Source organism: Amycolatopsis pittospori (assembly GCF_013870525.1).
Lineage (GTDB): Bacteria > Actinomycetota > Actinomycetes > Mycobacteriales > Pseudonocardiaceae > Amycolatopsis > Amycolatopsis pittospori.
In genome coordinates, this window is record NZ_JACBXD010000005.1 from 154,521 (window position 1) to 174,210 (window position 19,690).

General features: G+C 68.2%; 17 protein-coding genes. 10 read left to right on the forward strand and 7 right to left on the reverse strand.

Annotated elements, in window-relative coordinates; translation table 11 throughout:
* The first annotated feature begins 348 nt into the window (after positions 1-348).
* Both H5J31_RS04635 and H5J31_RS04640 read left to right on the forward strand, forming a co-directional pair.
* Positions 349-723: a hypothetical protein gene (locus H5J31_RS04635; protein WP_181771179.1), complete on the forward strand. Its 375-nt coding sequence runs from the start codon at positions 349-351 to the stop codon at positions 721-723.
* Between the two features lie 25 nt (positions 724-748).
* On the forward strand, positions 749-1,102 hold the full coding sequence (locus H5J31_RS04640; RefSeq protein WP_181771180.1) for a DUF3817 domain-containing protein: 354 nt from the start codon (positions 749-751) through the stop codon (positions 1,100-1,102).
* On the opposite strand, the gene H5J31_RS04645 is transcribed toward H5J31_RS04640, so the two are convergent.
* Positions 1,099-2,520: an MFS transporter gene (locus H5J31_RS04645; RefSeq protein WP_236004684.1), complete on the reverse strand. Its 1,422-nt coding sequence runs from the start codon at positions 2,518-2,520 to the stop codon at positions 1,099-1,101. The genes H5J31_RS04640 and H5J31_RS04645 overlap by 4 nt on opposite strands.
* A gap of 137 nt (positions 2,521-2,657) precedes the next feature.
* On the opposite strand from H5J31_RS04645, the gene H5J31_RS04650 reads away from it, so the two are divergent.
* Positions 2,658-3,227, forward strand: a complete 570-nt coding sequence (locus tag H5J31_RS04650; protein WP_181771181.1) for a TetR/AcrR family transcriptional regulator — start codon at positions 2,658-2,660, stop codon at positions 3,225-3,227.
* Between the two features lie 63 nt (positions 3,228-3,290).
* Here the strand turns inward: H5J31_RS04650 and H5J31_RS04655 are convergent, their stop codons facing one another.
* Positions 3,291-4,865, reverse strand: a complete 1,575-nt coding sequence (locus H5J31_RS04655; RefSeq protein ID WP_181771182.1) for a solute symporter family protein — start codon at positions 4,863-4,865, stop codon at positions 3,291-3,293.
* Entirely contained in the window at positions 4,862-5,284 is a 423-nt protein-coding gene (locus tag H5J31_RS04660) for a DUF485 domain-containing protein (RefSeq protein ID WP_181771183.1), read from the reverse strand. The genes H5J31_RS04655 and H5J31_RS04660 overlap by 4 nt, the downstream gene beginning before the upstream one ends.
* A gap of 971 nt (positions 5,285-6,255) precedes the next feature.
* On the opposite strand from H5J31_RS04660, the gene H5J31_RS04665 reads away from it, so the two are divergent.
* From H5J31_RS04665 to H5J31_RS04680, 4 genes are read left to right on the forward strand one after another with little or no spacing between them, the layout of a single operon-like run.
* Entirely contained in the window at positions 6,256-9,759 is a 3,504-nt protein-coding gene (locus tag H5J31_RS04665) for a sensor histidine kinase (protein WP_181771184.1), read from the forward strand.
* Positions 9,756-10,211 (forward strand): roadblock/LC7 domain-containing protein, encoded by a 456-nt coding sequence (locus H5J31_RS04670; protein ID WP_181771185.1) that lies wholly within the window; start codon positions 9,756-9,758, stop codon positions 10,209-10,211. Before H5J31_RS04665 ends, H5J31_RS04670 begins: the two co-directional genes overlap by 4 nt.
* 7 nt (positions 10,212-10,218) lie before the next feature.
* A complete protein-coding gene (locus H5J31_RS04675) occupies positions 10,219-10,965 on the forward strand; it encodes a DUF742 domain-containing protein (RefSeq protein ID WP_181771186.1) in 747 nt (248 codons plus the stop codon).
* 28 nt (positions 10,966-10,993) lie between these two features.
* Positions 10,994-11,557, forward strand: coding sequence for a GTP-binding protein (locus H5J31_RS04680; RefSeq protein ID WP_007033694.1), 564 nt, complete (start codon positions 10,994-10,996; stop codon positions 11,555-11,557).
* Positions 11,558-11,594: 37 nt separating this feature from the next.
* Here H5J31_RS04680 and H5J31_RS04685 read toward each other — a convergent pair whose 3' ends face one another.
* From H5J31_RS04685 to H5J31_RS04695, 3 genes are all read right to left on the reverse strand, one after another.
* Entirely contained in the window at positions 11,595-12,152 is a 558-nt protein-coding gene (locus H5J31_RS04685) for a dihydrofolate reductase family protein (protein WP_181771187.1), read from the reverse strand.
* Positions 12,153-12,266: 114 nt separating this feature from the next.
* Positions 12,267-12,923 (reverse strand): DUF899 domain-containing protein, encoded by a 657-nt coding sequence (locus H5J31_RS04690; RefSeq protein ID WP_181771188.1) that lies wholly within the window; start codon positions 12,921-12,923, stop codon positions 12,267-12,269.
* Positions 12,916-13,254: an ArsR/SmtB family transcription factor gene (locus H5J31_RS04695; protein ID WP_181771189.1), complete on the reverse strand. Its 339-nt coding sequence runs from the start codon at positions 13,252-13,254 to the stop codon at positions 12,916-12,918. Before H5J31_RS04695 ends, H5J31_RS04690 begins: the two co-directional genes overlap by 8 nt.
* A 135-nt stretch (positions 13,255-13,389) precedes the next feature.
* Between H5J31_RS04695 and icmF the strand changes: the two genes are divergently transcribed.
* From icmF to H5J31_RS04710, 3 genes are read left to right on the forward strand one after another with little or no spacing between them, the layout of a single operon-like run.
* Positions 13,390-16,623, forward strand: a complete 3,234-nt coding sequence (gene icmF, locus H5J31_RS04700; protein ID WP_181771190.1) for a fused isobutyryl-CoA mutase/GTPase IcmF — start codon at positions 13,390-13,392, stop codon at positions 16,621-16,623.
* Between the two features lie 43 nt (positions 16,624-16,666).
* Positions 16,667-17,512, forward strand: a complete 846-nt coding sequence (locus H5J31_RS04705; RefSeq protein WP_181771191.1) for an LLM class F420-dependent oxidoreductase — start codon at positions 16,667-16,669, stop codon at positions 17,510-17,512.
* Positions 17,509-18,498, forward strand: a complete 990-nt coding sequence (locus H5J31_RS04710) for a TIGR03557 family F420-dependent LLM class oxidoreductase (protein ID WP_181771192.1) — start codon at positions 17,509-17,511, stop codon at positions 18,496-18,498. Before H5J31_RS04705 ends, H5J31_RS04710 begins: the two co-directional genes overlap by 4 nt.
* Before the next feature lie 313 nt (positions 18,499-18,811).
* Here the strand turns inward: H5J31_RS04710 and kstR are convergent, their stop codons facing one another.
* Positions 18,812-19,459: a cholesterol catabolism transcriptional regulator KstR gene (kstR, locus tag H5J31_RS04715; protein ID WP_181771202.1), complete on the reverse strand. Its 648-nt coding sequence runs from the start codon at positions 19,457-19,459 to the stop codon at positions 18,812-18,814.
* Positions 19,460-19,690 lie beyond the last annotated feature (231 nt).

Genomic DNA, 19,690 nt, shown 5'->3' on the forward strand with positions numbered 1-19,690 from the left:
GCGTCTGGGGCGGATGTGGCGATCAGGGGTCCGTGAAGGCCTCCTTCCCTACCCTGACGGTAGGGAAGGAGGCCTTCACGGACAGGAGAGCGATCAGCTGAAGCCAGAATCCAGTACACACTCGGCTCTAACCCAAATCGACACTCACGGCCACCTCGCCGCACGCTCACCCGTCCTCCCGTGCAATGAACGGCCCGTTACTTGCAAAATTTGCAAGTAACGGGCCGTTCATTGCACGCCGCGGGGGCCGGAAGAGGGCGGAAACGAGGGCGGAGCGGAGCCGGGACCAAGGTCCCGAGCGGCCCGGTCGCCGAACTTTCCCCGCGCGGCCAGTGCTAGCGTCGATGCGTGCCCGCATCGTCCGTCGCCCTGCGCCGCCTCGGCATCGCCGGCGTCTGCCTGGTGAGCCTGGCGCTGTGCTGCGGGCTCGCCTGGTGGCAGTGGGAGCGGTTCTCCTCGGCCAGCGGGACCTTCCAGAACCTCGGCTACGTACTCCAGTGGCCGCTGTTCGGGTTGTTCCCCGCGTTCATGTTCTGGCGGATCCGCACGCTCCGCAGGCGCGCCGCCGAGGCCGACGCCCAGGAGCAGGTGGTCGAGACCGCCGTCCCCGAGGTGCCCGCGCCCCGGCGCCGTACCGCCCCGGCGCCCGAGCCCGCCCCCGAGGACGACGAGCTCGCCGCCTACAACCGGTACCTGCGCGAACTCAACGCCCGCGACAAGTAGTTCCCCAGAGAGGTTCGAGATCCCTATGACCACCCGAACTGACGATGCCGCCCCGGCCCGCTCGGTCTCGTTGGGCGGGCCGCTGATCCGGTTCCGCGTCGCGGCGTACGCCACCGGTGTCGCCCTGCTCGGGCTGGTCGTGGAGATGCTGCTGCAGTACGTCTTCCGCGTGGAACTTCCCCAGTTCGTGAAGATGATCCCGATGGTCCACGGCGGGCTCTACCTGATCTACCTGCTGCTCGCCGTCGACCTCGCGATCAAGGCCCGCTGGTCGATGAAGGGCACCTTGCTCGTGCTCATCGCGGGCTGCATCCCGTTCTTCTCGTTCGTGATGGAGCGCAAGGTCACGCACAAGGTCCACGCCGGCGTGAAGCTCTAAGCCCGGCGCCGGAAACTCAGCGCCACCAGGAACGATGTCGCCGTCACCACGGCGGCGGTGCTGAACGCGGCGGTCATCCCGTCGACGGTGGTTTCCGCCGGGCTCCCGGACGGGGTCCGCGTCGCCGCGCCGAACACCGTGATCAGGATCGCGAGCCCCAGTGTCGCCCCGACCTGCTGCAGCGTCTGCAGGACGCCGCCCGCGGCACCCGCGTCGTCGGTCGGCACGGTCGCCATGATGATCACGCTGAGCGGGGAGAACGCCAGCCCCGCGCCGATGCCCATCAGCAGCATCGGGCCGAGCAGATGCGAGAAGTACCCGCTTTCGGTGGTGAGCGTGGTCAGCCAGACGACGCCGCCGGTCATCAGCGCGGTCCCGGTCAGCGCGAGCGGTTTCGGGCCGAACCGGGGGAGCAGCCGCGGGATGAGCCTGCTGAGCCCGAACATGCACAGCGCCATCGGCAGGAACGCGAAACCGGTCTCCAGCGCGGCGAATCCCGCGATGTCCTGCAGGAACTGGGTCAGGAAGAAGAACATCGACATCATGGCCATCGGCCCGAGGAAGAAGTTGACGTAGGCCGCGGCCCGGTCGCGTTCGGCGAACAGCCGCAACGGGATCAACGGTTGGCCGACCCTCGTTTCGATCGCGAGGAACGCGGCGAGCAGGACGAGTCCGGCGGCCAGGGTGCCGAGGGTGATCGTGTCGCCCCAGCCGTGTGACGCGGCGTGGGTGAACGCGAACACGAGCGAGCCGACGCCGAAGGTGCCGGTGAACGCGCCGGGCAGGTCCAGCCTCGCGCGGCGTCGCGGAGGATCGGCGACGTAGCGCGAGGTGAGCAGCACGATCGCGAGCCCGAACGGGACGTTGATGTACAGCGCCGCGCGCCACGAGATCCATTCGGTCAGCAGCCCGCCGAGCAGCAGGCCGATCGCGAAACCGCTGCTGGACATCGCCGAGAACAGCGCCAGCGCGCGCACCCTGGCCTTGGCCTCGGTGAACGTGCTGGTGATCAGTGCCAGGGTGCTCGGCCCGGCGAGCGCGGCGCCGACGCCTTGCACGATCCGCGCGGCGATCAGCAGTTCCGCCGAACCGGCGAGGCCGCCGAGCAGGGACGCGGCGGTGAACACGGCCGTGCCCACGACGAACATCCGGCGGCGGCCGAACAGGTCGCCGGCGCGCCCGCCGAGCAGCAGCAGGCCGCCGAAGACGAGGCTGTACGCGGTCATCACCCAGGACAGCCCGCTTTCGGTGAAGCCCAGGTCGGACTGGATGCGGGGGAGCGCGACGTTCATCACCGTCGCGTCCAGGATGAGCATGAGCTGGCAGGTCAGGATGATCGGAAGGACCAGCCGATGCGGAGGTGGTGGGGCCTCGGTCGTTTCGGGCCTAGGCTCGGTACGCAGGGTTCGTTCGGTCAAGGAATACTCCGAAGACGTAACGAGATGAAGCGGAGAGACTCTCCGTTTGAGGTCGTGAGCGATGATATGGAGACGGTCTCCGCTTACGCAAGCGGATTCGGAGAATGTCTCCGTTTTCGTCGCACGAGGAGGTGCAGATGGTCACGGCCGATCCGGCCCGCCCCATGCGCGCGGACGCGCGGCGCAACTACGAGCGCATCGTGGCTGTCGCGAAGGCGGCCTTCGCCGCGGACGGCGTCGATGTGCCCGCCGATGACATCGCCAAACGCGCCGGTGTCGGCGCGGGCACGTTGTACCGGCACTTCCCGACACGCGACAAGCTGATCGAGGCCGTCTATCGCGACGAGATCGACGGACTGGCGCAGCAGGCCTACGACCTGCTCGAAGAGCTGCCGCCGGGCGAGGCGCTCGAGACATGGCTGGCCACGCACGTCGTCTACGTCGTCGAGAAGCACGGGCTCGCGATGACCCTGAAGGCCTCCGTCGACGCCGGATCCGAGGTCTTCGCCTGGTGCCAGTCGCGGTTGCGGTCCGCGTCGGACACGATCGTGAAGGCGGCTCAGGCCGACGGCGTGCTCCGGGCGGACGTCACCGGCGTCGACATCCTGCGGCTCGGCCACGGGGTGGGATCCGCGGCGAGCAAGGCGTCCGAAGAGGACACGAAGCGCCTTCTCGCCGTCGTTCTCGACGGCCTCCGCGTGCAATGAACGGCCCGTTACTTGCAAAATTTGCAAGTAACGGGCCGTTCATAGCGCGCCGGGGGCGGAGGGTCAGGAGCCGATCCCGGTGAGGGACCGCACCTCCATCTCGGCGTGCTTGACCGGGTCGGCCTTCGAGCGCCCGATCAGCGTGCCGACGAAGCCGCACAGGAACGAGAACGGGATCGACACCAGGCCCGGGTTCTTCAGCGGGAACCAGTGGAAGTCGACGCCCTTGATGATCGAGTCGGCGGCCCCGGACATCACCGGCGAGAAGAACACGAGCAGCAGGCTCGCGATCAGCCCGCCGTAGATGCCCCACAGTGTGCCGGTGGTGTTGAACCGCTTCCAGAACAGCGAGTACAGCAGCGTCGAGAGGTTCGCCGACGCCGCGACCGCGAACGCCAGCGCGACGAGGAACGCGATGTTCTGCCCGTTCGCGAGGATGCCGCCGAGGATCGCGAGCGCCCCGACGACGACCGCGGTCATCCGGGCGACCCGGACCTCCGAGGCCGGTTCCGCCTTGCCGCGTTTGAAGATGTTCGCGTAGACGTCGTGCGCGAAGGAGGCCGAAGCGGTGATCGTCAGCCCGGCGACGACGGCGAGGATGGTCGCGAACGCCACCGCCGACACGATGCCCAGCAGCACGGTGCCGCCGATGTTCAGCGCGAGCAGCGGCGCCGCCGAGTTCTCGCCGCCCGGCGCGTTCTTGATCGCCTCCGGGCCGACGAGCGCGGCCGCGCCGAAGCCGATGACCAGTGTGCAGAGGTAGAACACGAACATGCACGCGGTCGCCCACACCACCGAACGCCGGGCCTCGCGCGAGTTCGGCACCGTGTAGAAGCGCATCAGCACGTGCGGCAGCGCGGCGGCGCCCAGCACCAGTGCCAAGGCCAGCGAGACGAAGTCGAGTTTCGTGGTTTCGCTCTTGCCGTACGAGCCGCCGGGCTCCAGCAGTTCACCGCCGAGCGGGCTCTTGTCGGCGGCCGCCGAGAGCAGGTTCGAGAAGCTGAAGCCGAACTTGCCGAACAGGAACACGGTGATCAGCGCACCGGTCAGCAGCAGGATGGTCGCCTTGATGATCTGCACCCACGTGGTGCCCTTCATGCCGCCGACCAGCACGTACAGCACCATGACGACGCCGACGACACCGATCACCAGCGCCTGGCCGAAGCCGCCGTGGATGTCCAGCAGCAGTGCCACCAGGCCCCCGGCGCCCGCCATCTGCGCGAGCATGTAGAAGAACGAGATCACCAGCGTCGACGTCGCGGCCGCGGCGCGGACCGGACGCTGCTTCATCCGGAAGCTCAGCACGTCGCCCATGGTGAAGCGTCCGGTGTTGCGCAGCAGCTCCGCGATCAGCAGCAGGTCGACCAGCCAGGCGACGAGGAACCCGATCGAGTACAGGAAGCCGTCGTAGCCGTGGATCGCGATCGCCCCGGCGATACCGAGGAAGGACGCGGCCGACAGGAAGTCACCCGAAAGCGCGATGCCGTTCTGGCGTCCGGTGAAGGCGCTGCCCGCCGCGTAATAATCCGACGTGGACTGGTTCCGCGTGCTGGCGCGATAGACGACATACAGGGTGATCGCGACGAACAGCGCGAACACCGCGATGTTCAGGACCGGGTCGTTGTCGGGGATGCTCATCGCTCACCCGCCTCGACCGAGGCCCGCAACCGCTCGACCTTGGGGTCGAGCCGCTTGTTGGCGAACTTCACGTAGGCGATCGTGATGACCACGGTGCTGGCGAACTGGCCGAGGCCGAGCAGGATGCCGACGTTGACCTCGCCGAACACCTTCTGGCTCATGAAGTCGTGCGCGTAGGCCGCCAGCAGCACGAACGTCATGTACCAGGTGAAGAACAGCAGGCTCATCGGGAACACGAAGCGGCGGAAGGTCTTGCGCAGCGCGACGAACTCCTTGCCGTGCTGGATCCGGTCGAAGTCCGGGCCGGTGCTGCGCGGCGGCGGGGGAGCGGGCTGGCGCTCGCGGACGAACAGCGCGGGCATCTGCCCGGTGTCCTCGAGGGCGTTGCTCGCCACGAACGGGCGCGCGACGTCGGGCATGGGGTCCTCCGGGGCTTGCTTGCATCCGTGGCGCGGTACGGGAGCGCACATACTAACTACGGCTTCACCTCCTCTGAATAGGCGACCCCGCTTCCCGGAACGCGAGAGCGGGTATTCGTTTTCCGGTCGCAATAGGTTTCCGAGAATTCGTTTCGGTCGGAATGATCCGGCTTTATCACTCGTAATAGTGAGCCCGATTGTCACGCGCGGTCGTCGCCCGAACGGCCCACTGCGGCAAACGGAGGAGATCCCCACTCTGCGTCCCCCGATTTGGTGACAGATCGTAGTTTCCCTTCCCCGCCGCGACGGCCTTCGATACCGTGCCCGCCATCGTGAGCCGGGGAAGATCCCCTGGCTCGGCGGTCGTCCTGAAAGGAATCACCATGTCGAGCGACATCCGCCCGACTTGACCGGCAAGGCCACAACATCGGGCACATATTTGGGCTTGACCCACCCATTGGGGGCACGGACAGTAGTTCGACCGGGCGACGCGACTACCGTACGTAGGCTGAACGGGTGACCAGGACACCCTGTGCATCGGCGCAACCGGTAACCGGAATTACCTCGTTTGTCACGCGAAGACGGTTTTCGGGCGTTGTACATCGTTCAGCCTTACACTTTTCCCTGGTCAGCCCCCGTTCACTGAACGGAATTGACGGTACCCGGATTGGTGTACGATTCTTTGGCCCGGCTGACCCGCTGTGATCGATTGGCAAAGAAAAGTTGATCTCGACGACCATGCACTTCGCAGGTTGCGACCTGCACGTGCAGGTGCAAGAACCGCTTGAGCGGAACGGTGTTCCTGGGGACACCGCGCCCGCCGGTCGGCGGCCCTCACGTCGCGGTCGATCACGTGGTCAGGCCGGGGCCGAGTTCCCCGCGGGAAGGTTCCTCGCGGGAACGGACGCCTCAGACCGTGCCAGGACGCCGGACAGGGAGTCACCTACGTGACCGTTGCAGGAGAAGGCCAAGTGCCTGTCGGGGAGCTGCTGGGACGCACTCCCCGGCCATCGCGGTGGGCCACCGGCTGGCGCGCGCTCGTGCGCTGGCGGGACTGGAGCCTGCCGGTGAAGCTGTCGGCCGTGACGCTGGTGCCGATCCTCATCGCGCTCGCGCTGGGCATCGCCACCATCGCCGGCCAGGTCGGCCGTTCCGACGGCTACCAGCGCCTCGACCGCCTCGTCGCGCTGAGCGGGCAGATCCGCACGCTCGCCGACGGGCTCGGACGCGAACGCACCCAGTCCGCCGCCGGGCTGACCGCCGGCACCGTCGGCGGCACCCTGGAACTCGGCTCCGCACGCGCCGACGTCGACACCGCCGTTCCTCTTTACCGGGCCGCGGCGGTCAGGGCCGTCGAGGCCGAACCGTCGCTCGCCCAAGCGAAGGACGCCGCGGCGGCCGAGCTGGACAAGCTGGCCGACATCCGGCAGCGCGCCTCCGCCGGACAGCTCGACCCCGTCCAGGCGATCGGCGAATACACCGAAGTCACCACCGCGCTGCTCGCCCTCGACACCGCGCTGGCCGCCGGCGCCAGTGAGGACGTCCTCGGCGGTACCCCCGCCGCGCTGCACGACCTCGCCGTGATGAAGGAACAGCTGTCGCTGAGCCAGGCGCTGGTCTCCTTCGGCATCGCCCGCTCCGGTCTCGCCCCGAGCGAACTGAACCAGCTGCGCACCGCAGAACTGCGGCTGGCCGATCGTTTCACCGACTTCCGCGCCGCCGCTTCCGCACAGCAGCGCCAGGAGTTCGGCGCCGCGGTCACCGACGACGCGATGGAAACCCGCGACAGGCTCGCGAAGACCGCTCTCGGCGACCAGGGCACCCCCGCCGATCAGGCTCTCCGCACCCTGTCCGCACAGGGCTGGACCGACGCCTCCACCTTGGTGATCACCAAGGTCGGCGAGGTCGCGAACAAGTTCGGCGGCCAGGCGAGCTCGGTGTCGGCCGAACTGGTCGACGACGCCAGCAGCGGCGCGGGCCTGCTCGCGGTCCTGCTGTTCGGCGCGATGGTGCTCGCCGTCGCCGTCGTCTTCCTCATCACCCGCCAGTTGCTGCGCTCGCTGAAGATGCTGCGCGCCAGCGCCCTCGACGTCGCCGAGAAGCAGTTGCCCGACGCGGTCCGCAACATCCAGGAGGGCCGCTCGCAGGGCACCGACGTCCAGCCGGTCCCGGTCGGCGGCGACGACGAGATCGGCGAGGTCGCCAGGGCCTTCGACAAGGTGCACCACCAGGCGCTGCGCCTGGCCACCGAGCAGGCCTCGATGCGCACCGGCTACAGCAACGTGTTCGTCAACCTCTCCCGCCGCAGCCAGAGTCTCGTGCAGCGCCAGCTGCAGCTGATCGAGCGGCTGGAACGCGACGAAGAGGACGCCGACCAGCTCGCCACGCTGTTCCAGCTGGACCACCTCGCCACCCGCATGCGCCGCAACAACGAGAACCTGATGGTCCTCTCCGGCGCCGAGCCGGGCAGGCGGTCCGGCCAGCCGGTCTCGGCCACCGACGTGGTGCGCGCGGCGGTGTCGGAGATCGAGCAGTACCAACGGGTCACCGTGCAGAACCCGCCGCCGGTCCGGCTGGTCGGGTACGCGGCCAACGACCTGATGCGCCTGATCGCCGAGCTGCTGGACAACGCGACCGCGTTCTCCGCGCCGGAGACCCTGGTGACGGTCGCGACCAGGCTCGTCGAAGACGGTTCGTTCGGCATCGACATCCTCGACAAGGGCATCGGGATGAACGAGGCCGAGGTCGCCGAGGCCAACGCCCGGCTCACCGAGGCCCCCAACGTCGACCTGACCACCTCGCGGCGGATGGGCCTGTTCGTGGTCGGGCGCCTGGCCAACCGGCATCGCATCGGCGTCTCGCTGCACGGCGGCAAGGACATCGTCGGCGTGCGCGCCACCGTCTCGGTCCCGGCGGATCTCGTGATGGCCGCGCCCGGTGATCCCGGTCCCGCCACCGGTCCGATCACCCAGCGCCTCGCGCCGCTGCCGCCGCAGCAGCCGGGCGGCCTGCCCCGGCGTCAGCGTCCGGCCAACGGCAACCGGGCGGGGATGCCGAGCGTGCCCCCGCAGGGTGGCGAGCGGTGGCCGTCCGCGAACGACCTCGCCGGGCACACCAAACCCGGGTTGAACGGGCATACGCACACCCAGGAACCGCGGCCGCCGTCGGATATGGAGATCTCGGGGACGGCGCTGTTCAGCCCGATCCCCAAGGATCAGACGACACCTCCGCCCGCCCAGCCGCCTTCGGCCGCGCCGCAACCCCGCCTGCCGGAGCCCGAGCCCGCTCCTGAACCCGAACCCGTCGCGAAGGTGGCGGAGAAGCCCGCCGAGCCAGAGCAGGCGGCGCCAGCGGAGCCGGCGACGTCTTCGTCGGCCGAAGGCGAGTTGCCCAGCGGCAAGGAACTGTTCGAGGCCAAGAACAGCACCACACTGAGCGAATGGTGGAACCAGGCGACCACGCCGCCGCCGGTGGCCGCCCCGGCGCCCACCGCGTCGGAGACGACGCCGATCTTCGACGAGATGCTGTCGGCGTGGTTCCGTTCGCCCGCGCCCCCTCCGGAAAAGCCCGCGGAGAAGAAGGGCAAGCAGGAGAAGAAGAAGGCGACCTCGGGCGAGGAGAAGAAGCCCGCCGAGCCCGCTGTCGCCGACGCCGAGGTCACGGCCGAGCAGGAGGCCCGCAACTGGGACTTCGCCAGCGACAAGGCCTTCCGCACGGTCCAGGAGGTTTCGCAGACCGCGCCGTCGACCTTCACCGACGCCGGGCTGCCGCGCCGCCGCAAGGGCGAGCAGCTCCTGCCGGGCAGCGCGACGACGTCGGCCCCGGCCGCCGCGCCCGCCGCCCGTTCGGATCTGCCGGTCCGCGATCCGGCGGACGTGCGCGGCAGGCTGAGCAGTTTCCAGCAGGGCGTCAAACGGGGCCGCAAGGAGGCCGCGGACAAGACCGCTCCGGCCACCACGCAGCTTCCGGCGACGGAGCCCATCGAGCCCACCGAGCCCGCCGCGACGGTCGTGACGCCGCCGGAGGTCGCGAAGACAGCCGAGGCCCCCGAAGTTCCTGCGGCCCCGAAGGCGCCCGAGACGGCCGCGCGTCCGGCGGCATCGCCCGCCGCCCTGCCGAGCCGCCGGCCGGAGAAGAAACCGCAGGCAGCGCCGCCGGAACCGGAGCCCGTCTCCGCCGTCGAGGAGACCGACGCCTGGAACTTCGGCTCCGACGACGGCTGGAAGGCCGCCCAAGCGGTGTCCCAGTCCGTGCCCTCGAAGATGACTTCGGCAGGATTACCCAGGCGCCGTCGCGGGGAGCAACTGCTCCCGGGCAGCGCGGGACCGCCCGCAGGGACGGTCACCCCCCGACCACAGCGAGACGCGCACGACGTGCGAGGCCGCCTGAGCAGTTTCCAGCAGGGCATCCAGCGCGGACGGCACCGCACGGCCCAGGCGACCGAAGCCAACCACGAAACCCTGGAGGGTGAATGACCTCGCCGAACCCGGCCCAGCAGCCCCAGAAGAACCAGTTCGGGTGGCTGGTCAATGACTTCGCCGAGCGAGTGCCCGGAGTGGCGCACGCCGTGGTCGTGTCGGCGGACGGCCTCCTCCTCACCGCGTCCAGCAGGCTTCCGCTGGACCGCGCCGACCAGCTGGCCGCGGTCGCGTCCGGCCTGGTCAGCCTGACCCAGGGCGCCGCGCGGTGCTTCGAGGCGGGCGCCGTCAACGAGACCGTCGTCGAGATGGAACTCGGGATCATGGTGCTGATGTCCATCAGCGACGGCTCCTGCCTGGCCATCCTCGCCGCCCCGAACTGCGACATCGGGCAGGTCGCGTACGAGATGACGATGCTCGTCGACCGCGTCGGCCAGATCCTCACGCCGGAACTTCGCGCGCAATTGCAGGGCGCCGGTGGGTCGCTGATCGGCGAACCGGTGGGATGATGTCTCGATGAGCACCGGGTCCGGATCCTTCGGCGAACCGCCGGGGACGGGTGAATACCAGCCTCCGCGCGCGGGGGCTGCCCATGCTGCCGGTTCCAGAGACGACGGTACCTTCGCCGACGTCCTGAACGGCTTCACCCTGGATTCGGGCCGTGGTCGTCGGAAGCGCAAGAAGAGCAAGCAGTCCGAAGATGCCCAGGCGGGCGGAGCACACGCCGCCGGGGAATCGTCAGTCCCGCAGCCGACCGATCAAGGAGACCGCGTGACCTCACTTGCTTCTCCACCCGACAGCGGCGCCGGTGCCGTCGGGCCGAGACCAGGTGGTCTGTTCGACCCGGGCCCGCCCAGCGGCGAGTTCATCATGCCCGCCGTCTTCGAGCAGGCGCCGTCGCCGCTCGAAGAGACGGCGATCGTCCGTCCCTATGCCCTCACCGGCGGCCGGACCAAGGCGAACTACGCTCTTGAGCTGGAAACGCTCATCTCCACCAAGGACCACGTCGCCACGGGTAGCCTCCCCGCGGTGGCCACGGAGCAGATCGAGTGCATTTCGATCATCGAGGAGTGCCGGACCCCGCGTTCGGTCGCCGAGATCGCGGCGACCCTGCGTGTACCGCTGGGTGTGGCACGCGTGCTGATCAGCGACGCGGCGGACGCGGGACTGGTCAGCGTGCACAAGACGATTTCGGGCAATGACGGCGCCGAGGCACATCTGGTGTTGATGGAAAGGGTTTTGAGTGGACTCCGTCGGCTTTAAGGCACCGCGGGAAACCGCGCCCCCGACCATGACATCCGCGAAGATCGTCGTGGCGGGTGGCTTCGGTGCGGGCAAGACGACCTTCGTCGGTTCGGTGTCGGAGATCGTCCCGCTCACCACCGAGGCGATGATGACGGACGCCAGTCGGGGGATCGACAACCTCGACCAGACGCCCAACAAGTCGACCACCACGGTCGCGATGGACTTCGGCCGTGTGTCCCTCGACGCGGACCTGATCCTCTACCTGTTCGGTACACCCGGACAGCAGCGGTTCTGGTTCATGTGGGACGACCTGGTCCGCGGCGCGATCGGCGCCGTGGTGCTGGCCGACACGCGACGGCTGGCCGACTCGTTCGCGCCGATCGACTTCTTCGAGGACCGGGGCCTGCCCTACATCGTCGGGGTCAACACCTTCGACGGCATCCTCGAACACGACATCAACGACGTGCGCGAAGCGCTGTCGATCGACCCCAACATCCCGATCGTCCGCTGTGACGCCCGGGAACGGGAGTCGACGAAGCAGACGCTGATCACGCTGGTCGAATACGCGATGCGGCAGTGGATCGCGTTGCGGGCGAGCAACGCCAGGTGAGGCTGACGGCGGCAGCGTAGGGGCTGCCGCCCTGGTTTCACCTCACTTCGTAGGTCGACAGCACCGCACGTCCGTCGAACGTGCGCGTGCCGGTCAACCGCAGGTCCGACCGGACGCCGCCGGCGAAAATCTGCTTGCCGCCGCCGAGCACCGCCGGATGCACGACGACGTGGAACTCGTCGATCAGGCCGAGGTCGGCGAGCGCGGTGGCCAGTTCGGTCCCGCCCATCAGCAGCAGATCCTTGCCGGGCCTGGCCTTGAGTTCGGCGACCCGCTCAGAGAGGTCGCCGGCGACCACTTCGGTGTTCCAGTCCGCTGAGGTGAGCGTCTTCGAAAAGACGACCTTCGGCGTCTTCCGCCAGATCGGGGCGAACCGCACGTCATGCGGGTCGTCCGACAGCGTCTCGGCCTGCGGCCAGAACGACGACATCATGTCCCACACCCGCCGTCCGTAGACGAAGGTGTCGGCTCGTTCGAGCAGTTCCTGGGAGTGATCCGACAGCTCGGGCCCCATGCCCGGCCAGTCGAACTCGCCGTTCGGGCCCTCGATGCGGCCGTCGAGCGAGGTGTGGACGAAGTACAGGAGCTTGCGCATTTCTGGATCCCTCCGGTGGGGCGCCCGGTTCCGGGCGCCGTCACCTGGGAGTCGGAGCCGCTTGGCGGTTCTCGACACGCGAATCCCGCATTCAGAGGACTAAATGCGGGAAGCTCAGTACTCGTCGTGCCGCTTCCACCAGCTTCCCGGCGCGTCGGTCCCGCGGCCGGATTCCTCCCACGCCTCCTGCCGCCCGAACGGCGTCAGATCCAGGTACCGCAGGGTCGACACCAGCTGGTCGCCGCCGCGGTCGGTGGTGAAGTACGTCCGGTACACGTCGTCGCCGTCGCGCAGGAAGACGCTGATGCCGAATCCGCCGTCGATGCCGGAGTCGGGGTTGAAGTCGTTGCCGTCGGTCGAGACCCAGGGGACGGTCCAGCCCATCCGCTCCTTGTACCGCTCGATCTCGGGCAGCGTCGCAGGCGCGACGACGTACAGCGTGGTGTCGCGGGCGTGCAGGTGTGCGAGGTGACCGATGTTGTCCACGACCAGCGAGCAGCCGGGGCAGCCCGCCTTCTGCCCGGGGTTGAGCATGAAGTGGTAGACGATCAGCTGACGCCGTCCTTCGAACAGGTCCAGCAGCGTCAGCCGTCCTTGCGGCCCCTCGAACTCGTACTTGCCGTCGAAGCGGACCATCGGCAGCCGTCGCCGTTCGGCGGCGACCGCGTCGGCTGCCCGGGTGAGTTCCTTTTCCTTGGCCAGCAAGGCGTCCCGGGCGACCTGCCACTGGTCCTGCGGGACGATTTCCGGCAGTGCGATGGTCTTACTCATCCTGATCACCTTTCTGAAGTTCGGCCAGGTGTCGTTCCATGCGGTCGAAGCCGCCTTCCCAGAAGAGCCGGTACCGCTCGACCCAGTCGGCGACGTCGCCGAGCGGTGCGGCCTCCAGCCGGCAGGGCCGCCATTGAGCGGTCCGGCTCCGGCTGATCAGCCCCGCGCGTTCGAGGACTTTCAGGTGCTTCGAAACCGCCTGGAGGCTGACCGGGAACGGTTCGGCCAGCTCGTTGACGCTGGCCTCACCGGTGGCCAGCCGGGCGAGGATGGCCCGGCGGGTGGGGTCCGCCAGTGCGGCGAACGTGGCGCTGAGCTGATCAGTGGTCATCGCTGCTCAATCATTCGGTTGTTTAACCCTAAGGTTGAATATACTGGTGCGAGTTGATCTGTCAAGGACGAGTGAGAGCGCCGTCACGCAAGTGGGCGGGTTTAAAATAGTCGGAAGTCCAAGTATTTTGGAGGGATGAGCGATCTGCACCGGCCCGTGAACCCCGTTCGCTTCGTGACGGCGTCGAGCCTTTTCGACGGACACGACGCGTCCATCAACATCATGCGGCGCATCCTGCAGTCGCAGGGCGCGGAGGTGGTGCACCTCGGGCACAACAGGTCGGTCGACGAGGTCGCCACCGCGGCCATCGCCGAGGACGTCCAGGGTGTGGCCATCAGTGCCTACCAGGGCGGTCATGTCGAGTACTTCAGTTACCTGGTCGAGCTGCTGAACGAACGCGGCGCCGGGCATATCAAGGTGTTCGGCGGCGGGGGCGGCGTCATCGTCCGCGAGGAGATCGACCTGCTGCACTCGCGCGGCGTCGCGCGGATCTTCTCGCCCGAGGACGGCTACGAGATGGGCCTCCCGGGCATGATCAACCTGATGATCAAGGCCTGCGACACGGACCTGTCCGCACAGTCGCCGGGCTCGCTCGACAAACTGCTTTCGGGTGACATCCCCGCGCTGTCGCGGGTCATCACCCAGCTTCAGCGCGAGTCCCTGCCGCAGGACTGGCTCGACAAGATCACCGAAGCCGCCAAGGCGCGGACGACGCCGGTCCTCGGCATCACCGGTACGGGTGGCTCCGGCAAGTCGTCGCTCACCGATGAGCTGATCCGCCGATTCCGCCTGGACCAGGAGGACAAGCTCCGCATCGCCGTACTGGCCGTCGACCCGTCCCGCCGCAAGGGCGGGGGAGCGCTGCTCGGCGACCGGATCCGGATGAACTGCCTCGACGGCAGCCCGGTCTACTTCCGCTCGCTCGCCACCCGGACCACCAGCGGCGAGATCCCGACCGGGCTTTCCGAGTCGATCCTCGCCTGCAAGGCCGCGGGCTTCGACCTGGTGATCGTCGAGACCCCGGGGATCGGCCAGGGTGACGCCGGCATCGTCGACTACGTGGACCAGTCGCTGTACGTCATGACGCCGGAGTTCGGCGCGGCGTCGCAGCTGGAGAAGATCGACATGCTCGACTTCGCCGACGCCGTCGCGATCAACAAGTTCGAGCGCCGCGGCGCGGAGGACGCTCGCCGCGACGTCGCGCGCCAGCTCGTCCGCAACCGCGAGGCGTTCAGCTCCTCGCCCGAGGACATGCCGGTCTACGGCACCAGCGCCGCGAAGTTCAACGACGACGGCGTCACGGCGCTGTATCAGCACCTGCGCGACACCCTCGCCGAGCGCGGCCTGGTCGTTTCGCCGGGCGTGCTCCCGAAGGTCGAGGGCAAGGTGTCCACCGACGCCAGCACGATCATCCCGGCCAACCGGACCCGCTATCTCGCGGAGATCTCCGACACCGTCCGCGGCTACCACACCAAGACCGAGCAGCAGGTCGCCGCACTGCGCAAGCACGAGCACCTCGCCGCCGCCAAGGAGGCGCTGGCCGCCGTCGACGCGAGCACCGACGCGCTCGACGGGCTCCTCGCCGCCGCCGAGTCCGATGTGGACGGCGAGTCGACGAACCTGCTGGCGCGTTTCACCGAACTCGCCGAGTCCTACCGCGCCGACGAGCTCGTCGTGAAGATCCGCGACAAGGAACTGCACACCCAGCTCTGGCGCGAGACGCTGTCCGGCAACCGGATCCCGCGGGTGGCACTGCCGCGGTACACCGAGTCCGGCGAGCTGCTGTCGTTCCTGCGCCGCGAACACCTGCCTGGATACTTCCCTTACACCGCAGGCGTTTTCCCGTTCAAACGCGAGGGTGAGGACCCGGCGCGGATGTTCGCCGGCGAGGGCGACCCGTTCCGGACCAACAAGCGGTTCAAGCTGCTGTCGGCCGATTCCGACGCGAAGCGCCTTTCGACAGCCTTCGACTCCGTCACGCTCTACGGGCACGACCCGCACACCCGGCCCGACATCTACGGCAAGGTCGGCACCTCCGGCGTCTCCATCGCGACACTCGAAGACATGGAGGTGCTCTACGACGGCTTCGACCTGACGTCGCCGAGCACCTCGGTGTCGATGACGATCAACGGCCCGGCGCCGACGATCCTCGCGTTCTTCCTCAACACCGCGATCGACCAGCGTGTCGAAGCGTTCAAGGCCGAGCACGGCCGCGATCCGTCCGAAGCCGAGGCCGCCGAACTGCGCGAGTGGGCGTTGCGCAACGTCCGCGGCACCGTGCAGGCGGACATCCTCAAGGAGGACCAGGGGCAGAACACCTGCATCTTCTCCACCGAGTTCAGCCTGCGCATGATGGCCGACATCCAGGAATGGTTCATCGAGCACGGCGTCCGGAACTTCTACTCGGTGTCGATCTCCGGTTATCACATCGCGGAGGCCGGGGCGAACCCGATCTCGCAGCTGGCGTTCACCCTGTCGAACGGTTTCACCTACGTCGAGAGCTACCTCGCGCGCGGGATGGACATCGACGACTTCGCGCCGAACCTGTCGTTCTTCTTCTCCAACGGGATGGACGCCGAGTACTCGGTGCTGGGCCGGGTCGCGCGCCGGATCTGGGCCGTCGCGATGCGGGAGCGCTACGGCGCCAACGAGCGCTCGCAGAAGCTCAAGTACCACGTGCAGACCTCCGGCCGGTCGCTGCACGCGCAGGAGATGAGCTTCAACGACATCCGCACCACGCTGCAGGCGCTGTGCGCGCTGTACGACAACGCGAACTCCTTGCACACGAACGCCTTCGACGAGGCGATCACGACGCCGTCGGAGAGCTCGGTGCGGCGCGCGATGGCCATCCAGATGATCATCAACAAGGAATGGGGCCTGTCGAAGAACGAGAACCCGTTGCAGGGTTCGTTCATCATCGACGAGCTGACCGACCTGGTCGAAGAGGCCGTCCTGCTGGAGTTCGACCGGATCTCCGAACGTGGCGGCGTACTCGGCGCGATGGAGACCGGCTACCAGCGCGGCAAGATCCAGGACGAGTCGATCCTCTACGAACGTCAGAAGCACGACGGCACGCTGCCGATCATCGGCGTCAACACCTTCCGTAACCCGAACGCCGGCGAGGACGACGTCGAGGTCGAGCTCGCGCGGGCGACCGAGGACGAGAAGGTGTCGCAGCTGAACCGGCTGGAGGACTTCCAGCACCGTCACCACGCCGACGCGCAGGTCGCGCTCAAGACGCTGCGCGAGGCGGCGACGCGGGGCGGGAACCTGTTCGGCGTGCTGATGGACGCGGCGCGGGTGTGCTCGCTCGGCCAGATCACCGAGGCGTTCTTCGAGGTCGGAGGCCAGTATCGCCGCAACGTCTAGGGCTTCGGGAATATCGCGCGGTGTGCCCGGGTAGTTACGGGACATGGACATCGGAATCGCCACGTTCGTGACCGACGAAGGCATCCGCCCGGACGTACTCGCGGCCGCGGTGGAAGAGCGCGGGTTCAGCTCGCTGCACATCGCCGAGCATTCGCATATCCCGGTCAGCCGGGAGACGCCGTATCCGGGCGGTGGCGACCTGCCGCGGGTGTACTACCGGACGCTGGACCCGTTCGTGGCGCTGACGGCCGCGGCCGGGGCCACCTCGGACCTGAAGCTGGGGACGGGCGTCGCGTTGCTGCAGCAGCGCGACGTCATCCACACCGCGAAGGAGGTCGCTTCGCTCGACCTGGTCTCGCGGGGCCGGTTCGTCTTCGGGGTCGGCGTTGGCTGGAACCGGGAGGAAATGCGCAATCACGGCACGGACCCGCGGACGCGGGGTGTGCTCGTCGACGAGCAACTCGCCGCGCTGAAGGAGATCTGGACCAAGGACGAAGCCGAGTTCCACGGCAAGTTCGTCGACTTCGACCCGATCTTCGCGTGGCCGAAGCCGGTGCAGAAGCCACATCCGCCGATCTACATCGGCGGCGCGGGGGAGAAGGCGATGCAGCGGATCGCCACGTACGGCGACGGCTGGCTGCCCCACGCCCACACCCCGCCGGAGGAACTTCGCCAGGCGCGCCGGTGGCTCGCCGACCAGGGCCGGAGCGACATCAAGTTCTCTGCCTTCGGTGCCACCCCGGAGGTGGACGCGCTGGGCAGGCTGGTCGAGGGCGGCGTCGACGAGGCGACGCTCTTCCTGCCGACCGAGCCCGAAGCGGCGACACTGGAACGACTCGACCAGTACGCGAAGGTCGCCGAGAGCTTTCGGAAGGGGCAACAGGCGTGACTGAGGTTCAAATCGGCTTGGCCGCGGCACTCGAGCAGTTCTCGCCGCGCGAGTCGATCCGGCTGGCGGCGCTCGCCGAACAGCACGGATTCTCCGGCCAGATGGCCGCCGACCACTTCCAGCCCTGGGTCCCTCAACAGGGTGAAGCTTCGTTCGTGTGGAGCGTTCTCGCCTCGCTGGCGGAGAACACCACCGGCGATCTCGGACCGGGCGTGACCTGTCCGTCGTTCCGGCTGCACCCGTCGATGGTCGCGCAGGCCGCGGCGACCCTGGAGGCGACGTACCCGGGCCGCACGTGGCTCGGGATCGGCTCCGGCGAAGCACTCAACGAGCACATCATCGGCGGCTACTGGCCCGAGGCGCCCGAACGCGTCCGGCGGATGTTCGAGGCGCTCGAGGTCATCCGGAAACTGTTCACCGGCAAGGACGTCAAGCACAACGGCGAGTTCTTCAAACTGCACACCACTCGCTTGTGGACACTGCCGGACGAGCCGCCGCCGATCTACATCGCGTCGGCCGGCCCGTACACCTCACGCAAGACCGGCGAACTCGCGGACGGGCTGATCACGCCGGGCGCGTCGATCGAGAAGCTGGCGGGGATCCTCGACAACTTCGGCACCGGCGCGCGCAAGGCGGGCAAGGACCCGGACTCGATGCCGAAGCTGCTGCAGGTACACCTGTCGTGGGCCGAGGACGACGAGACGGCGTGGGCGAACGCGATGGACCAGTGGCCCAACGGCGGGATGAAGTTCCCGAAGGCCGACATCCGCTCGCCGTTCGACTTCGCGCAGATGGCGAAACTGGTGCGGCGTGAGGACTTCGAGGGCCGCATGGTCGTCTCGTCCGATCCGGACGTGCACCGCGCGGCGCTGCAGAAGTACGTCGACGCCGGCTTCAACCGGATCTACGTCCACAACGTGGGCCGGAACCAGGACGAGTTCATCGAGACCTTCGGGCGGGACGTGCTGCCGAAGCTGACGGCCTGACGGGGGACGCGGCCAGTTGGTCCGTGAAGGCCTCCTTGAGGGACCCTGGGTCCCTCAAGGAGGCCTTCACGGACCGGAGAACACGTGCGCGGGCACGGTGTGTTTGGCTTGTCCCTCAAGGGAGCCTGAGCCGTCGGCACGTCACCCGGCGGCTGTTGCGAAAGTGGCTTTCGCAACACGTCTGGCTTGTCCCTCAAGGGAACCTGAGCCGTGGGCGCGTCACCCGGCGGGACGTTGCGAAAGCCACTTTCGCAACCTTCAACGTTGCGAAAGTGGCTTTCGCAACACGTCTCCGCCTCGGGCGCCGGGGCGGTCAGTCGTTCTTGTCCAGCAGCAGGTGCACCGAGAGTTCGAGCCGGTTCGCGACGTCGGCCGCGGACGCGCGCCGCGTCACCCAGGCGACCAGGTTCGCCATCCAGACGTCGGCGATGACGTGGAAGATGTCGCGGTCGGCCTCGGTCGGGTCCTCGATGCCCATGGCCTTGGCGAACATGTTCTCCATCAGCCGCCCGACCTGCTCGACCTCGGCGGCCGCGGTGGTGTCGGCGAACATGAAGGCGCGGACCATGGCCTCGGTCAGATGCGGGTCGCGCTGCATCAGCCGGGTGTTGCGGCCGAGGACGAACATCAGCCGTTCGCTCGCGGTGTCCCCGGGGATGGCGGAGCGTTCCAGTTTCTCTTGCGCGCGCTCGAATTCGCGGGCCAGGCCGGAAACGAGCAGGTGGATCTTCGAGGGGAAGTAACGGTAGAGCGTGCCGAGCGCGACGTCCGCCTTCTCGGCGACGGCGCGCATCTGGACGGCGTCGTACCCGCCCTTCGCGGCGAGCGCCAGCGTCGCGTCGATGATGCGGCGGCGCCGGTCGCGTTGTGCCGCGGACCCGAGTTCTTCGCCGCCCAGCGCGGAAAGACCGTTACCGCTTCGCGCCTTCGCGCTCGTGGGTGCCTTCGCCTTTCCTGGCATCTCCACGTCCCCCTTCATCGAGCCGATCTTCGAAACTTGTTCCACTTTCTCCGCGTAGCGTACCTAAGCGGACGAACTGTTCAAGTCGCGACCCACTGGGCAAGAAACTGTAACACGTTCTACACTCGCGGGTAGGTCACCGCGAGGAGGTCCATCCGTGTCGATCGCGATCACCGAGGAACAAGCGGCGCTGGCCGCGTCGATCCGGGCGTGGGCGGCTTCCGCCCGGCC

Excerpts from the sequence above, each read along its gene's own strand:
- H5J31_RS04640 (WP_181771180.1), top strand. The coding sequence starts at position 749 with ATGACCACCCGAACTGACGATGCCGCCCCGGCCCGCTCGGTCTCGTTG.
- H5J31_RS04650 (WP_181771181.1), top strand. The coding sequence starts at position 2,658 with ATGGTCACGGCCGATCCGGCCCGCCCCATGCGCGCGGACGCGCGGCGC.
- H5J31_RS04655 (WP_181771182.1), bottom strand. The coding sequence starts at position 4,865 with ATGAGCATCCCCGACAACGACCCGGTCCTGAACATCGCGGTGTTCGCG.
- H5J31_RS04660 (WP_181771183.1), bottom strand. The coding sequence starts at position 5,284 with ATGCCCGACGTCGCGCGCCCGTTCGTGGCGAGCAACGCCCTCGAGGAC.
- H5J31_RS04670 (WP_181771185.1), top strand. The coding sequence starts at position 9,756 with ATGACCTCGCCGAACCCGGCCCAGCAGCCCCAGAAGAACCAGTTCGGG.
- H5J31_RS04675 (WP_181771186.1), top strand. The coding sequence starts at position 10,219 with ATGAGCACCGGGTCCGGATCCTTCGGCGAACCGCCGGGGACGGGTGAA.
- H5J31_RS04680 (WP_007033694.1), top strand. The coding sequence starts at position 10,994 with ATGACATCCGCGAAGATCGTCGTGGCGGGTGGCTTCGGTGCGGGCAAG.
- H5J31_RS04685 (WP_181771187.1), bottom strand. The coding sequence starts at position 12,152 with ATGCGCAAGCTCCTGTACTTCGTCCACACCTCGCTCGACGGCCGCATC.
- H5J31_RS04690 (WP_181771188.1), bottom strand. The coding sequence starts at position 12,923 with ATGAGTAAGACCATCGCACTGCCGGAAATCGTCCCGCAGGACCAGTGG.
- H5J31_RS04695 (WP_181771189.1), bottom strand. The coding sequence starts at position 13,254 with ATGACCACTGATCAGCTCAGCGCCACGTTCGCCGCACTGGCGGACCCC.
- icmF (WP_181771190.1), top strand. The coding sequence starts at position 13,390 with ATGAGCGATCTGCACCGGCCCGTGAACCCCGTTCGCTTCGTGACGGCG.
- H5J31_RS04705 (WP_181771191.1), top strand. The coding sequence starts at position 16,667 with ATGGACATCGGAATCGCCACGTTCGTGACCGACGAAGGCATCCGCCCG.
- kstR (WP_181771202.1), bottom strand. The coding sequence starts at position 19,459 with ATGCCAGGAAAGGCGAAGGCACCCACGAGCGCGAAGGCGCGAAGCGGT.